This window comes from Ruegeria sp. CDSA193 (assembly GCF_059611885.1).
Genome location: NZ_JBXWPN010000004.1, coordinates 68744 through 83999, shown reverse-complemented (window position 1 = coordinate 83999; position 15256 = coordinate 68744). Strand labels below are relative to the sequence as shown.

The window sequence follows — 15256 nt, the reverse complement described above, 5'->3', positions numbered from 1 at the left end:
GTGCTTCGTGCCTCTTCGAAAGGCATTCTTGTTAATTTCCATAGACATAGCCGGGCAGCCAAAGAGCCAGTTCCGGGAAGATCATGATAATCGTAAGCGCCAGAACCATCACGGCGACGAACGGAAAGATCGAGCCATAGATATCCCTCAGCGTGATTTCTGGTGGGGCCATCGCGCGCATCAGAAATAGGTTATAGCCGAAAGGCGGTGTCATATAGGCGATCTGTGTGGTGATCGTGTACAGAACCCCGTACCAAATCAAGTCAAAGCCCAGCGCACCAACCAGCGGTACATAAAGCGGTGCCACAATCACCAGCATCGCGGTGTCGTCCAGAAACGTGCCCATGACAATAAAGCTGAGCTGCATCAAGATCAGGATCATCCAGGGTGACAGGCCCAACTGGTCGGTAAACAAGTTGTCGATTGCCTTCACCGCACCAAGCCCGTCGAAAACCGCGCCAAAACCAAGTGCTGCAAGGATGATCCACATGAACATGCACGATATCGCCAGCGTATGCTTGGTACAGGTTTCAAAAATCGCCCAGGTCATTCGACGTTTGGCCACCGAAACCACCAATGCCGCCAGCGCTCCGATGGCCGAACTTTCAACCAGTGACGTCCACCCGTTCACAAAGGGCACCATCATCGCAGCGAAGATAATCAGCGGCAACGCACCCGCGCCCAGCAACCGGATTTTCTCGGCCCGCGGAACCTCGTGCGCGTCTTTCATCGCTGGGCCAAGCTCGGGCTGAATGCGACAGCGGATCCATATATAAAGAATGAACATGCCAGCCATCATCAGGCCGGGCACGATCCCCGCCAGCCATAACTGTCCCACAGGTTGACGGGCGATCATCGCATACAGCACCAGAACCACCGAAGGTGGTACAAGGATACCCAAACTGGACCCGGCCTGAATGACGCCGGTCACCATGGTTTTGTCGTACCCGCGTCTCAATAGTTCAGGCAAAGCAATCGTAGCTCCAATGGCCATCCCGGCCACGCTGAGGCCATTCATGGCAGAAACCAAGACCATCAAACCAATCGTCCCGATGGCAAGCCCGCCATTCACCGGCCCCATCCAGACATGGAACATGCGATACAGGTCATCCGCCAGCCTGCTTTCGCTGAGCACATAGCCCATGAAAATGAACATTGGCAGGGTCAGCAGCGGATACCACTTCATCAGCTTCATCGCGGCTGAAAACGTGATGTCCTGCCCTCCGGTTCCCCACAATGAAAGCGCCGCGATCGTCGCAACCGCACCGATCGCACCAAAAACGCGCTGACCGGTGAACAGCATCAGCATCATCAACGCGAACATGAAGATGGCGATATATTCCTGGCTCATGCCCGCTGTACCCCGATTTCCTGCCCGTTGATCCGCGCAATGTCCTTGAAAAATTCCGAGACTGCCTGCAGCAACATCAGGAAGAAGCCCAACACCATGATGGATTTGACCGGCCAGATATACGGCCGCCACGCGGTCGACGAACGTTCAAGCCGACCGATCTCTTCACTGCCGGTCAGCAGTCCGGTGAAGTAGGAAACGGGTTCGTCGCCCCAATAACCAAGGCTATACGCCGTCGATCCCAACCCGCCATAGAAAAGCACACCCAGATAGAGGATCAGCAAAAGCACGGTAAATGCATCGAACCACGCTTTTCGTTGGGGGCTCCAGTTGTGGTAAAACAGGTCCATGCGCACATTCGACCCTAGCTGGATCGAATATGGCCCACCCATGATGTAATAGGTCACCATCGCAAACTGTGCCATTTCAAGTGTCCAGAGCGACGGTAGGAAGAAGGTCTTTGATATCGAAGACCACAACAGGATGCCCATCATGACAAACAGGCCCCACATCATGACCCGCCCGATCCGATAGTTGATCGCATCCACGATACGGACATATGCGCTCATCGCTTTGATCACGCTGACGCCCCTTCCTGAAAACCGGACAGAACACGCGCAATCCAGGGCACCAGGCAATCGGCCATCTCTGCTTGCTGCTTAGGCGTGCGGATCAAGTCATTGCGGATCTCGATCATCACGTTCAGCAAGCGGTGGGGCAGCGCCTGGGTATCCAGTGTATGAGCTACTCCATCCGCCGCAGAATAAGGCTCATTCAGCCTGATGATAAAGGGTCTGCCGATAGCTTCGTCAGCCATCATCGCTGTGGCAAACTGGTTGTCCACACCGTGCAGAATACCCAGTTCGACCTGCCGTTTCTGCCCCAGATAGATCGGCGTGAAACTGTGAATTGTCACCATCAGCCTAAGCGAAGCGCTGTGCTGATCGATCAAATCCGACAGAGCGGCGCAAAACGGCTGATACACGTTTTCGATTCTGGCCACTCGCTGCTCGGGCGACATGTTGATGTTCGCCGGGATTTCGTAATCCTCGCTGCGGATCGGCATTGCACCCGCCGCCTCGGGCGGGCGATTGCAGTCATAGACCAGCCGAGACACCCCGCCATGGACCAAAGGTGCTGACATGCGTTTGGCCATAGCCTGCGCCACGGCCAGTGCGCCTGGATCCCAGGCAATATGACTTTCGCGTGCTTCAGCGCTTAACCCCATATCACCCAGAAAAGCCGGGATACGATTAGACGCATGTTCGCACACCAGCACGACCACAGGCGCATTGCCCGCCAAATCCGTATGAACAACTTTGCCGAAGTCCAATCTACCGTCCTGCGATTCCAAAATGAGACACTGTGGAAAAATTTCCACAGACCGCATCATCCTGTCAATATTTTTTCTGTATAAATTTTTCCAAGCTTGATCTTGCTGAAAAATTATTCACATTATGGTCTGGTCGCATAATAGGAGGACACGCCAGTGCGGGTGACAGACAGGCTTCTGGCCCATCGGGACAAGATGACCCCGTCTGAACGGCAACTGGTCAGCGTTCTGCTGGATGATTACCCGATGGCCGGGCTGGGTAGTATTACCGAATTGGCCAGTACCGCCTCAGTCTCGACCACTACGGTTGCACGGATGCTGCAAAAGACCGGTTTTGACGGATATCCTCAATTTCAGGCCGCGCTGCGTGGTGAGGTCAAAGAAATGATCTCGGGGCCAGTAGCCAAACGTGATGTCTGGCAGAATGACCTGCCCGAAGAACATATCCTCAACCGCTATTCCCAGCGTTCTCTGGCCAACCAGAAGCGCACAATCGACGAGATCGACCCCGACGAATTCGATAGCTTCTGCAGCCTGCTGAGCGATCAGAACCGGCGTATTTTCATCACCGGTGGCCGCATTACCGGAACACTGGCGCAATACCTGTATCTGCACCTGCAAATGATCCGACCGGATGTCCGCCTGTTGCCGGTCGCCGCATCCTGGACCCATGATCTGTTGGACGTGCGTCAAGGGGATGTGCTGATCGCGCTGGATGTCCGGCGCTATGAGAATGCGAGCCTACTGATTGGTCAGCTCTGCCACGAGCGCGGGGCCGAAATCGTGCTGTTGACCGATCAGTGGCGCTCGCCAATCCACCGGCTGGCCAAACACACATTCGCGGCGCGCATCTCGGTGCCTTCTGCCTGGGATTCGATGGCTGCGATACTGACCCTGATGGAATGCGCCATAGCCGAAGTTCAGGAACGGCTTTGGGATTCGGTCAAAGATCGCACGGTCGAACTGGAACAGGCCTTTGATCGCACCAAGCTGTTTCGGAAATTCGGTCAAAGTTCGGGCTCTTAGCTTCGGATTGTTCCAAAACTACAACTGCCCGTGAGGAGTGTTGCCACTTGACCGGCGGTTGGTCACTTTGTTTCCATGACCTTTATTACCGAAAACCAGTTGCCGCTGCTGATTCTGTTTTTTCTGATCGGCACAGTTGGCACAGCGTTCCTGTTTCGCAAACCAGCCGGGCATCGCGCATGGAAACTGGCTGATCTGGTCTGGGTGGTTCTGGGCGGGGTCGGCGCATTGGTTGCGGTGATGGCCGGGCTTTATACAGCGGACAGTTCCCGTCTGGACCGGCAGATTGACGTTGCCTATGCCGCAACACTTGCCTTTGACCGCGACGCCGCGCGGTTTCGATTGCGGTTCTGCGACCCGGCCTATGACAAGGATATCGGAGCGCTGTGCGAAAAAGTTGAGTTCCTTTCAGCCTCAACCGCAAGCAACGCTGACCTGCCCTTGTTTATTGCCGTAACAAACGAAGTCGCCCCTCTGAGGGGGCTACAATTCCTGTTTGGACGGCAGGCCCAGGAAGAGCGTGATGACATGCGCGCGATGACATCGAAGGTGCACTCATTCGACGTCGACCAGTTTCTGGTGTTCACAACGCTGGATGACCCGACACAGGAAGCTATCGACAATCTGCGCAGGAAAGTTCCCGCAATCGCAGGCGACTATTTGATCTTGGCCCAAAGTTACGATGACCTTGTCACTCAGGTCGGCAAGCTTAAGGATGAATGGGAGTATTTGCGAGAAAACGGGCATATTCTGGTGCTTCAGATCATTGCACTGTGCCTTGTAAGTTTCGCCGCCCCGTTCCGGCTGGGCAAATCCATTGTCGAACTCAGAACGACGCTTACTGCCGGTACGCCCGCGCCAACCGCTCGGGATCAGCGCCCAGAAGATAGCGGGTCAGAGTCCACAGATTCCGACCACCACGACGCAACCACCCCGCCCGTTCATACCGGTCCGCACTCGTAAAGGCGCGCGCGGACAAGAGCGTGATACGGCGCAACTTTTTGGCAAGCGCCACGTCTTCCATCAAGGGCTGGTCCGGGAAGCCGCCTGCATCTTGATATTCAGAACGCCGGACTAGCATGCCCTGGTCACCATAGGGCAACCCAAAGATCCGGCTACGAAGATTGGCCCATCCGGCAACCCAGGATGGCGCAAACCCCGCGGCCACAAAGGCCAGTCTGAACGCCGCAGGTCGCCCCGAGGGCAGATGATCCCGCACAACATTGCTCCACCCGTCCTGCAAAACCGTATCCGCATGAAGTACCAACAACCAATCGGCTTTGGCGGCTGCACAGCCACGGCGCAGCTGCCCCCCGCGCGAGGCTTCTCCGGTCACGATCCTGGCCCCGGCATTCTCGGCGATTTCATGGGTTTTGTCGGTAGAGCCTGCGTCCGACACAATCAATTCGTGGATCAACCCTGCGCGCAGCCCCTCCATCAGCGCTCCAAGTGTAGCAGGCAAGGTATCGGCCGCGTTCAGGGTTGGAATTACAATACTGATCGGTGCCGGCACGTCGGATATCCTCTGGTCTTATGAGCGATTTCTCATATATCACGAGCACCATGGAAAAGACGAGGACTCTGCCATGCCCAATCGCCGCATTCTGCGCCTAACCGGTGCCGACGTTGACAGCTTCTTGCAGGGGCTGGTGACCAATGACATTGCCGGGCTTGATCGGGGTCTGGTCTATACGGCGCTGCTGACCCCACAAGGCAAGTATCTGGCCGATTTCTTTCTGAAACGCGAGGGCGACGATATCTTGCTGGACGTCGCAGAGGTTATCGCCGACGGGTTGATCAAACGTCTGAGCATGTACAAGCTGCGCGCCGACCTAACGATCGAAGCCAGCGACCTGAATCTGCAACGCGGCACTGGCCTGGCACCCGATGGGGCCCTGCCCGATCCGCGCCATTCAGATATGGGCTGGCGCGCATATACCGAAGATGCGGAAAGCGAGGACGGAACCGATTGGAACGCGATCCGCGTGCTCCATTGCATTCCCGAAACCGGAATCGAACTGACCGAAGACAGTTATATTCTGGAATCAGGGTTCGAGTTACTGAACGGCGTTGATTTCAAAAAAGGGTGTTATGTCGGTCAGGAAGTGACCGCGCGCATGAAACACAAGACCGAGCTGCGTAAAGGGCTGCGCACGGTACTTGTCGCAGGCACCACGCCTGTCGGAACCGAAATAACTGCTGACGGGAAATCCGTGGGGCGCCTGTTTACCCAAGCGGATGGCCAGGGGATCGCATATCTCAGGCTCGACAGGGCCAAGGGCGATATGCAGGCGGGCGACGCGGCCGTGCGCCTGACGGAATGAAATTTCTCGAATACAGCCTGGCCATGGCCCCGCCAGCCCCGGAACCATTTGATCCGCCCGGCACAGGCTGCCAAACTAGGTTTGGTTCAGCGATCCGGGTGAGTTGATGTTTCGTCTGTATAAAGCAATTTGGCGTGCCAGTTCCGCCCGGCAGATCATCCTTATCATCCTGTCTATTGCGGTTGCCGCTCTGGCAGCGGTCCCGCTGGAGTTTCAGCGCGATATCATCAACCACCTGACCTCGGACGATGTATCCGTGGACCGGATGATCCTGCTTGGTGCCGGCATGATGGTGGTTATCTTGCTGAGCCTGGGGCTGAAATGGCTGCTCGGCTATCGGGCCGGAACACTGGGCGAGGATATGATCCGCCTGATCCGGCAAAGGCTGCTGGTCCGGTCCGCCGATCTGGATGAAACCGGCGAGACCATGCGCAAGGGGACCATGACTACCGCCATTTCTGCCGAAGCAGAAGAGCTGGGTAAATTCGCAGGCGGTGCCTTTTCCGACCCGGTGGTCCAAATCGGCACTCTGATCAGCGTGATTGGCTATATCTCGTCTACACAGCCGGGGCTGGGTTTGATCGCTTTTTCGATGGTCGCGCCGCAGATCATCATCGTTCTGGTTTCGCAACGCAAAGTGAACGTCTTTGTCGCCGAACGCGTTCGTATCCTGCGCCGCGCCACCGACAGTTTGACAGCAGAAAAGATTGACGCGGCCGCGCACGAGATCGAAGCGGAATTCGACAAAATCTACGAAACTCGCCGAAAGATGTTCATCTGGAAGCTCTCGGCCAAATTCCTTCTAAGCGTGATCAACGGCGCCGGGACGGTTGGCGTTCTGATGCTGGGTGGCTGGCTTGTCCTTCAGGGCAGAACCGATGTCGGCACAGTTGTTGCCGCCACCAGTGGGCTCAGCCGTATTCAAGGCCCCACGGCCTTTCTGATCGCCTATTATCGCCAGGTCAGCGCAAATCGGATCAAATTCGAACTGATGCTCGAACTATTTGGCCCGAACCCCGAGAAATACCGGCGCGTCAAAGAGTGAAAACAAAAAAACCGCGCAGCGCGGGCTGTCGCGGTTCTCGGTGTCTTAAAGCAGAAGTGCAGTTACGCGCGTTCCGAATAGTCCATGGTTTCAGTATTCACCACGATCATTTCATCTTGGCCCACAAACGGTGGCACCATGACTTTTACACCATTGTCCAGAACGGCCGGTTTGAACGAGTTCGCAGCGGTCTGACCTTTGACCACAGGCTCGGTCTCGACGATCTTGCACGTCACTTTCTGTGGCAGTTTGGCGTTCAGTGCCTCACTTTCATAAAATTCTACGACGATAGTCATGCCGTCCTGCAGAAACGGGCGGCGATCACCCAACAGATCAGCGGACAGTTCGATCTGCTCATAGGTCTCAGAATCCATGAACACCAACATGCCGTCGGATTCGTATAGAAACTGCTGGTCTTTCTGTTCCAGGCGAACACGCTCGACCTTGTCAGCTGAGCGGAAACGTTCGTTCAGTTTGGAACCATTGCGCAGATTGCGCAGCTCGACCTGTGCAAAAGCCCCGCCTTTACCGGGCTTTACATGATCAACTTTGACAGCGGCCCATAGCCCATCGTTATGCTCAAGCACATTGCCGGGGCGAATTTCGTTCCCATTTATCTTGGGCATTACATAAATCCTTCACAAACGGTTGATGCGTCAGTCGCGCACCCTATATCTGGCGTGGCCGCACCTGACAAGACAACGACACCTTGTGCTGCAGCCGCAGCAAGCTATGCGCGTGACGCAACGCAACTATGCACATTAGGTGTATCCGAATCGCACTTAATAGGTCATAAGAACCGTCACGCCGAAAATGCAAGAGCAAGAACAACAAGGAAGACGAGATGAGAGATTTCGTTGACGGCACCGCCTTTAACAATGAGCAAGGCAACCGTGCTCGTAAACTTTTCGCAGCTGTCGTTTTGGCTGCGCTGGATGATGCTATTGCCGACGACAAAAAGTATGGCAATGGCCCAGAACAGATCGCCCGCTGGGCACGCTCGCGCGATGGGCGCGAAGTGCTGTCTTGCGCGGGTATCGACCCAAATGAACGGGTTGTCAGCGGATTGATGGATTTCGTTGGTCGCGGTGTGCGGACTTCGGTCGCTCTTTCGCGCGAAGAAAGCGAGCGCCGCAACGCCGCCCAACAGGCCGAAGCCGCCTGATCACAGACACGAGTCTGTTTGAAAAAACGCGCCTCCTATTGATGGAGGCGTGTTTTTTTGTTGCATAGACCCCGAATATGAATTCCGGTGCGAAACTGCGCCCTCACCCGATGACTGAAAAATGATGACAATGCCGCGTCATCCGGGGCTTTCCCTTCACCGTCAAATCAGGTCATCTGCGCGTTAGCTAACAGGAGACACGGCATGGTTCGCGCCATCATGATTCAGGGCACAGGCAGCAATGTTGGAAAATCGGTTCTGGTGGCCGGATTGGCACGCGCCTATACGCGCCGAGGCCTGCGGGTTGCCCCGTTCAAACCGCAGAACATGTCGAATAACGCCGCAGTAACCGAAAATGGTGGCGAGATCGGGCGCGCGCAAGCCCTACAAGCGTTGGCGGCACGACGCGCCACACATACGGATATGAACCCGATCCTTTTGAAGCCTGAAACAGATACAGGCGCGCAGATCATCATTCAGGGCAAACGCGCCGGAACGATGCAGGCTGGCGATTACCGCAAGGATAAATCCAAGCTGATGACAGCCGCGCGCCAGAGTTTTGACCGGCTCTGCACCGACGCTGATCTGGTGTTGGTTGAAGGGGCCGGAAGCCCGGCCGAGACCAACCTGCGTCAGGGTGATATTGCCAATATGGGCTTCGCCTGCGCCGCGGGTGTGCCGGTCGTACTTGTCGGCGATATTCACCGAGGTGGGGTAATTGCTCAGATCGTCGGGACTCAGGCCGTGCTGGATGCTGGCGATCTGGCAATGATCCGAGGCTTTGCCATCAATCGCTTTAAGGGCGATGTATCCCTATTCGACGAAGGTCGCGATGACATCGCCGCTCGAACAGGCTGGGCCTGTATCGGTGTTGTGCCTTGGTTCGACGATGCCTGGAAGCTGCCAGCCGAAGATATGATGGATATCCGGTCCCACAGTGGCGGTTCCTGTAAGGTTGCAGTACCTCAGTTGGAACGGATGGCCAATTTTGATGATCTTGATCCGCTATCGGCAGAGCCTGGCATCACGGTCGAGATCGTGCCCGCTGGCCGCGCGCTGCCCGGCGATGCGGATTTGGTCCTGCTTCCCGGAAGCAAATCAACCATTGGCGATTTGGCTTACTTTCGTGCGCAGGGCTGGGATATCGACCTTTATGCCCATGTGCGACGTGGCGGTCACGTGTTGGGATTATGCGGTGGCTACCAAATGCTAGGTAACACCATTGCTGATCCCGATGGTGTGGATGGGCGGCCAGGTACAGTCGATGGATTGGGGCTGTTGGATGTGGATACCGTTATGGTCGGCGAGAAAAAGGTGACCCTGCGGACTGCACGCGCCCTGCCGGGGCACCAACCGCTAACCGGATATGAGATCCATATGGGCCGCACCGAAGGCAACGATTGCACCCGCGCCTGGCTGGAGGTCGAGGGCCGCCCGGAGGGCGCAGCTGATCGGACTGGCCGGATACGCGGAAGCTACCTACACGGTATATTCTCATCCGATCAATTTCGGGCCGACTACCTACAGCTTTTGGGAGTCTCTTCCACCCTGCACTATGAGGACGGTGTCGAAGATACGCTTGATCGTCTGGCCGACCATCTGGAAAGACATATGGATCTGGACCGCTTGCTGGAACTGGCTGAAACGCCGATTAGAAGCTGACTTTTACTCGGCTTTTTGCTCGGCCAACGCACGGTAGATTTCGCGGCGAACCATTTTTCGAACGTTCCGCGTAATGCGTTCACCCAGTACGCCCTGCAGTTCTTCACGAACAACCTGCGCAATCAAAGAGCGCAAGCCATCGTCATCAAGCCGGGACATGGCAGCATCTGCTTCTGAACCTGTTGTATCCGCAGCAGCCGATACCTCTGGGTCCCGTACAAACACTGCCTTTTCAACAGTCTCAGTCTCTGCATCTGGGGCTTCGTCTTGGGGTTGCCATTCCAACGGTTGATTTGGCGTTCCTGAATAGGCATCTACGCTGTCACCGTCGGGCTCCCACTGATCTTCGGTCCTGGCGATCGCGGCTTCCAGCGCCTCAATTTTGGCACTTAGACTTTTGGCTATGCCCTCTTCCGCAACTGGATCAGGTGAATGCTCTGTAGCCGACTCCGCTTCATCACCCGCAACAACATCGCAGGCGCGCAAAAGCATCGGTTTCACCGATTTTTCAGCGCTGTACTCAGCATCCAGCTTGAAAGGCTGCGTCTCGACACCTGTTTGCTCGCCAACCCTGAGCGCATCAGTCAGAACAAGCCGCCCTGGCTTTCGCTCTGACTTGGAACGCACCAGATCGGGAACTTTTCGACCTTCTTCGCTGACCAGCCGCTTGACCGATGACAGTACGTCTTCGATCCCGGAGTTCACGACATTGTCTGTCATTGTTTTCTACCGCTCTAACCTCAGGTCCGAGTGTAGCCAAACAATGCAGACCTCACAACAGGCAGTATTGGGTGTTTAGTCCCGACGCAGTGCTTTCAGGACCCGATCCAGATCTTTGCTCTGCTTGCTGACCTGCGCGGGGGCTTTCTTCACCAGATTATAGTAAAGGGTCGGATCGTAAATCTGAACCGCCAGACCCAAACGCTCGGCCGTGAGCAAACCTTGGGCCTGCAGCAACTGATAAGCCGCCAGAGATCGCTCGGTTCTGGAAGCAATTTCGGCAAGCTGCGCGTCCAGCAAATCCTGCTGAGCAGCCAGCACGTCCAGAGTGGTCCGCGCACCCAAAGTTGCCTCTTCGCGGATGCCATCAAACGCAACTTCCGAGGCGCGCACACGTTCCGAAGAGGCCCTCAGGCTTGCGCTTGCAGTTTGAAACCGAACATAGGCATCAGACACGCCCTGCGTAATGTTCTTTTGCACATTCAGCAGATTGGCACGTGACCCATCCCGCGAGGCCATTGCGCGGCGCACGCTTGCCGCGAGTCGACCACCCGCATAGATCGGCTGGCTGAAGTTCAGCGAGATACTCGCATCATTCACATAATCGTCGTCATCATAGCTCTCGGTGACGCCCGCATCAGCGTTCAGGCTGACATTCGGACCCAGGCCCGCGCGCTGCTGCTGCACGACCAGATCAAGGGCGCGCACCTGATGCTGGGCGGACAGAATGGATGGGTGATTGCGTTGGGCCAGGCTGACGGCCTCGCTCTGGGACCGGGGCAAGTTTGGCAGGCTGGGCTGACCAGCAGTACGGCCCGGCAGTTTGCCAACTGCGTTCACATATTCCGCCTGAGCAGTGCTCAGATCGCCGCGCGCATTCGCCAGATCGGCCTGCGAGCTTGCAAGCTGAGCCTGAGACAATGCGACGTCTGTGCGGGTAACTTCCCCAACTTCGAAACGATCCTGCGAGGCGCGAAGCTCTTCTGCGGACAGTTCAACGTTGTTTTGACGAATCGATACGGTCTCTTCCTGCAGCAGAACACTCAGGTAAGCGGTCGCCGCGCGGAACAGGACCTGCTGTTCGATATCGATCAGCGCCTGCCGGGTCGACAGCACCGTTTCCTGCGCTGATTGCTTGCCCAGAATCGAGGCTCCGCCATCGTATAAAAGCTGGCTCAGCGTCAGGCCCGAGAAGAAGTTCGAAGGATCAACACTGTTCGTAACACCACTGTTTCTGCTGCGCGTATAATCTTGGCTAACCGCGACGGTCCAGTTGATAATAGGGCGCAAAGCCGACAGCGCGATCGCCACATCCTCGTCCGCAGCCCGCAGCAGCGCCCGGTTCTGTTCCAGCAAACCGCTGGTATTATAAGCTCCGATGAACGCATCGGTCAGGTTATCGGCCCAAACCGCCTTACCGGGCAACGTGCCCAGAGCAATACCCGCAGTCACTGCCAGAGTCCTGACCAGCTTGCCTCCTGCTGCAAAACGCATGGCGAAATCCTCTCAAATCAAAATAACGCAGCCCTCAGGGCAGTTTGCGTCTTTGTGTTGAACTAATCAAGGCAGCAGATAAATCTGCCCGCCGACTATAGCGAAAATGCACTCTCGGCCGAGAAAGCCTTCAGAACAGGTGCACTGGCGTTGAATGCCTGGCGCCAGGTAACGCGATCGCCTGATTTGTGGCCTATACGGACGGTCCCAAGATCACCTTCCATGAACAGGCAGGCGATACGCCCATGATCCTTAAGCTGGTCAATCAATGCAGACGGAACCTCTTCTACGCCGCCTTGGATCATGACCACGTCATAAGGCCCATGCTCGGCAGCGCCCTCATCAAGCGGCCCCACGTGAACGACCACATTATCCGCGTCAGCCTCCATCAGCAGAGTTTGCGCTTCGGCAGCTAGCGCTTCATCCGCTTCCACCGCTACGACCAACTGCGCCATACGGGCTGCAACAGCCGTCGAATATCCCAGCGCCGGAGCAATATCCAGAACAACCTCATCATTGGTAATGTTCAGCACATCCAGCATCTTGGCCAGTGTTCTCGGTTCCAGAATGCAGCGTCCGGCCTCAAGTTCTATCAAACCCTCAACATAGGCGGCTTCGCGTTGCGCGTCTGGCACAAAATTCTCGCGCTTGACGGACAGCATGGCATCAATGATCGGGAACTTGGTAACGTCCGAAGGCCGGACCTGCGTATCGACCATGGTGCGGCGGCGGGCTGCGAAATCTGTCATTGGATCGCTCATTCATTTCCCAAGGTTGCTGGGCTTGTGCCACATCCCGGGCAAACCAGCAACGGCCCGCAAGCGGAAACTTTCGTCTGTCGTGAAGATTTTAGAGTGATCCGATTGGGTGATCCAATTTTCAGTTCGTCAAATTTAGACCGAACCCACTGGACGCCCCGGATTAAAGCTGCTAAAACGCCTGTCACACCACGGCAAGTATTTGATATTACTTGAAAAGGCGAGTTGGCGGAGTGGTGACGCAGCGGATTGCAAATCCGTGTACACCGGTTCGATTCCGGTACTCGCCTCCAATACTTTCAAACAGTTGCTTCGCATTCGGTTTTTCGAGCCTGCGACATGCCGTCTCGCTACATCAGTGCTCTGCTGAGTGAAGCTTGGCACCGGATTGATCAGACGGCGGTGAACTCACTGGCTCGGCCAGTAAATTTGACCGCTCTATCGATTCCACGCGATATGACCTTTGAAGTAATGGGCCCGCGAATCCTTTCGTCTGGATATCTTCGAGGCGCAAAGCCCAAATTCGCCTGCGGTCATTTTACGTGTGGCTGACCAAACATGCCGCTGACAGGCATTGGCAGGTCGCTTTTCCATTCTCGATGATTTCCGTGCGTCGGCCGCGCTTGACAAGCCCCCTGCCCGTGCCGCATGTCCCATCCGTTGGTGTCTGCATATGCAGATGAAAAGGGAATGCGTCAGCGGTCATCCGTCAAACGCAGCCGCCCCCGCGACCGTGACCGGAGAGGGTGCCCAAAGCCACTGGCCAGACAGGCCGGGAAGGCGGGACATCTGCCAGAGGCCAGCCTCTGACATCCGCAAGCCGGGAGACCTGCCAACATCCGAAGTTGAAACCGGACGGGGTGATCCGGTGTCGGGCCCATGTCGCAATACGTGGCCCGCATGAAACCCCGTCCCCCGCGAAGAGGATTTGGGGGGATGAGAGACATGACCGAGACCACACCTGTTGAACTGCTGGTGTGCACGACCTGCCGCCGCGGCCTGCCCGTCGAGAATGATGCAGATCGTCCTGGGGCGTTGCTGCACAAGGCATTGGAGCAGGCAGAACTTCCTGATGGCGTCACTTTGAAGGCAGTAGAATGCCTTTCAAATTGCGATCAGGGCTGCTCGATTGTGCTGCGTGGCGGACCCAAACGTTGGACCTTTGTCTATGAGCATCTCGATGAAACCGATCATGTCGAGACCATTGTTGAAGGCGCGACCAAATATCTCGCGACCCAAGATGGCCTCGTTAAATGGCGCGAACGTCCTGAACATTTCCGCAAAAACTGTGCGGCCCGCATTCCCCCGATTGGAGCCCTGAAATGAGCAACCTCGAAAAACTCCCCGTCACTGTGATCACCGGCTTTCTGGGCTCGGGCAAGACCACGCTGGTGCGTCACCTGATGCAAAACCCGCAGGGCAAACGCCTGGCCATTGTGGTCAACGAGTTTGGCGATGTGGGCGTGGACGGCGATATCCTTAAATCCTGTGCGATCCCCGATTGCCCGGCGGAAAACATCATGGAATTGGCCAATGGATGCATCTGCTGCACCGTGGCAGATGATTTCATCCCGACGATTGAGGCGCTGATGGCGCTAGAGCCGCGCCCCGATCACATTCTGATCGAAACCTCTGGCTTGGCCCTGCCCAAGCCGCTGCTGAAAGCGTTCGACTGGCCCGATATTCGCTCAAAAATCACCGTGGATGGCGTAATTGCTCTGGCCGATGCCGAGGCTGTAGCCGCCGGTCGCTTTGCTCCGAATGTCGCGGCAGTAGATGCCCAGCGCCTAGCCGATGACTCGATTGACCACGAAACACCTCTGTCTGAGGTGTTCGAGGACCAGATCTCTTGCGCTGATATCATTCTGCTGACCAAGCCTGATTTGGCGGGTCCCGAGGGTGTTGCCAAGGCCAAGGAAATCATCGCCGCTGAGGCTCCGCGTCCGCTGCCTGTGGTCGAAGTGGCCGAAGGCGCCGTGGATGTCCGTGTTGTGCTGGGGCTTGAAGCCGCTGCCGAAGATGACATGGATGCACGTCCCAGCCATCATGATGGCCACCACGATCACGAGCATGATGATTTCGAAAGCATCATTGTTGAACTGCCGGAACAGACCGATCCGGCCCAGTTGGTCGCCAATATCGAACGTCTGGCGAATGAACTGAACATCCTGCGGGTAAAAGGCTATGCCGCTGTTGCCGGCAAACCCATGCGCCTTTTGGTGCAGGCTGTCGGGGCCCGTGTGCGTCATCAGTACGACCGCCCGTGGGAGCCAGGTGAAGACCGCCGCTCGCGTCTGGTGGTCATCGCCGAACATGACGACATCAAAGAGGCCGAAATCCGCGATATCCTCGTGGGTGTAACCGAGGCTGCCGAGTAA

The 15256-nt window shown here is 56.4% G+C and carries 15 protein-coding genes, 1 tRNA gene and 1 riboswitch; of the genes, 8 read left to right on the top strand and 8 right to left on the bottom strand.

All coding sequences use genetic code 11. From position 1 onward, the window contains the following. Nucleotides 1–31: 31 nt before the first annotated feature. Genes AC2FLG_RS08550 through AC2FLG_RS08540 form a run of 3 tightly spaced genes read right to left on the bottom strand, consistent with a single transcriptional unit; the run spans nt 32 to nt 2684 of the window. Nucleotides 32–1351, bottom strand: coding sequence for a TRAP transporter large permease (locus AC2FLG_RS08550; RefSeq protein WP_281971849.1), 1320 nt, complete (start codon nt 1349–1351; stop codon nt 32–34). Continuing rightward, nucleotides 1348–1920, bottom strand: a complete 573-nt coding sequence (locus AC2FLG_RS08545; protein WP_496677919.1) for a TRAP transporter small permease subunit — start codon at nt 1918–1920, stop codon at nt 1348–1350. Before AC2FLG_RS08545 ends, AC2FLG_RS08550 begins: the two co-directional genes overlap by 4 nt. 8 nt (nt 1921–1928) lie before the next feature. Further along, nucleotides 1929–2684 (bottom strand): N-formylglutamate amidohydrolase, encoded by a 756-nt coding sequence (locus tag AC2FLG_RS08540; protein WP_496705843.1) that lies wholly within the window; start codon nt 2682–2684, stop codon nt 1929–1931. Between the two features lie 156 nt (nt 2685–2840). Here AC2FLG_RS08540 and AC2FLG_RS08535 point away from each other — a divergent pair, with 156 nt between their 5' ends. Beyond that, a complete protein-coding gene (locus tag AC2FLG_RS08535) occupies nt 2841–3710 on the top strand; it encodes a MurR/RpiR family transcriptional regulator (protein ID WP_142632930.1) in 870 nt (289 codons plus the stop codon). Nucleotides 3711–4548: 838 nt separating this feature from the next. Here AC2FLG_RS08535 and AC2FLG_RS08530 read toward each other — a convergent pair. Then, nucleotides 4549–5223 carry a TIGR04283 family arsenosugar biosynthesis glycosyltransferase gene (locus tag AC2FLG_RS08530; RefSeq protein ID WP_496705841.1) on the bottom strand — a complete coding sequence of 225 codons (675 nt, stop codon included), beginning with the start codon at nt 5221–5223 and terminating at the stop codon, nt 4549–4551. 73 nt (nt 5224–5296) lie between these two features. Here AC2FLG_RS08530 and ygfZ point away from each other — a divergent pair, with 73 nt between their 5' ends. Beyond that, nucleotides 5297–6034: a CAF17-like 4Fe-4S cluster assembly/insertion protein YgfZ gene (gene ygfZ / locus AC2FLG_RS08525; RefSeq protein WP_496705839.1), complete on the top strand. Its 738-nt coding sequence runs from the start codon at nt 5297–5299 to the stop codon at nt 6032–6034. Between the two features lie 106 nt (nt 6035–6140). Next, nucleotides 6141–7079, top strand: a complete 939-nt coding sequence (locus tag AC2FLG_RS08520) for an ABC transporter transmembrane domain-containing protein (protein WP_142632924.1) — start codon at nt 6141–6143, stop codon at nt 7077–7079. A gap of 62 nt (nt 7080–7141) precedes the next feature. On the opposite strand, the gene efp is transcribed toward AC2FLG_RS08520, so the two are convergent. Continuing rightward, complete coding sequence (efp, locus tag AC2FLG_RS08515; protein ID WP_142632922.1) at nt 7142–7705, bottom strand: elongation factor P; 564 nt, start codon at nt 7703–7705, stop codon at nt 7142–7144. A gap of 218 nt (nt 7706–7923) precedes the next feature. Here efp and AC2FLG_RS08510 point away from each other — a divergent pair, with 218 nt between their 5' ends. After that, the gene (locus AC2FLG_RS08510) at nt 7924–8244 is read left to right on the top strand and encodes a DUF6280 family protein (RefSeq protein WP_108785849.1); all 321 of its coding nucleotides are present in this window, start codon (nt 7924–7926) and stop codon (nt 8242–8244) included. Between the two features lie 204 nt (nt 8245–8448). Then, nucleotides 8449–9906 (top strand): cobyric acid synthase, encoded by a 1458-nt coding sequence (locus AC2FLG_RS08505; protein ID WP_496705837.1) that lies wholly within the window; start codon nt 8449–8451, stop codon nt 9904–9906. 3 nt (nt 9907–9909) lie between these two features. Here the strand turns inward: AC2FLG_RS08505 and AC2FLG_RS08500 are convergent, their stop codons facing one another. The 3 genes from AC2FLG_RS08500 to AC2FLG_RS08490 form a co-directional block, all read right to left on the bottom strand. Continuing rightward, a complete protein-coding gene (locus AC2FLG_RS08500) occupies nt 9910–10626 on the bottom strand; it encodes a hypothetical protein (RefSeq protein WP_271947944.1) in 717 nt (238 codons plus the stop codon). A gap of 75 nt (nt 10627–10701) precedes the next feature. Beyond that, complete coding sequence (locus tag AC2FLG_RS08495; RefSeq protein ID WP_496692410.1) at nt 10702–12120, bottom strand: TolC family outer membrane protein; 1419 nt, start codon at nt 12118–12120, stop codon at nt 10702–10704. Nucleotides 12121–12215: 95 nt separating this feature from the next. Further along, nucleotides 12216–12869 carry a protein-L-isoaspartate O-methyltransferase family protein gene (locus AC2FLG_RS08490; protein WP_142635071.1) on the bottom strand — a complete coding sequence of 218 codons (654 nt, stop codon included), beginning with the start codon at nt 12867–12869 and terminating at the stop codon, nt 12216–12218. 228 nt (nt 12870–13097) lie between these two features. On the opposite strand from AC2FLG_RS08490, the gene AC2FLG_RS08485 reads away from it, so the two are divergent. The 3 genes from AC2FLG_RS08485 (at nt 13098) to cobW (ending at nt 15256) form a co-directional block, all read left to right on the top strand. Then, a tRNA-Cys gene (locus AC2FLG_RS08485) sits at nt 13098–13171 on the top strand. Between the two features lie 351 nt (nt 13172–13522). Continuing rightward, nucleotides 13523–13729: riboswitch (cobalamin riboswitch) on the top strand. 94 nt (nt 13730–13823) lie between these two features. Continuing rightward, nucleotides 13824–14204, top strand: coding sequence for a DUF1636 family protein (locus AC2FLG_RS08480; RefSeq protein WP_496705835.1), 381 nt, complete (start codon nt 13824–13826; stop codon nt 14202–14204). After that, nucleotides 14201–15256, top strand: coding sequence for a cobalamin biosynthesis protein CobW (gene cobW / locus AC2FLG_RS08475; protein WP_496705833.1), 1056 nt, complete (start codon nt 14201–14203; stop codon nt 15254–15256). The genes AC2FLG_RS08480 and cobW overlap by 4 nt, the downstream gene beginning before the upstream one ends.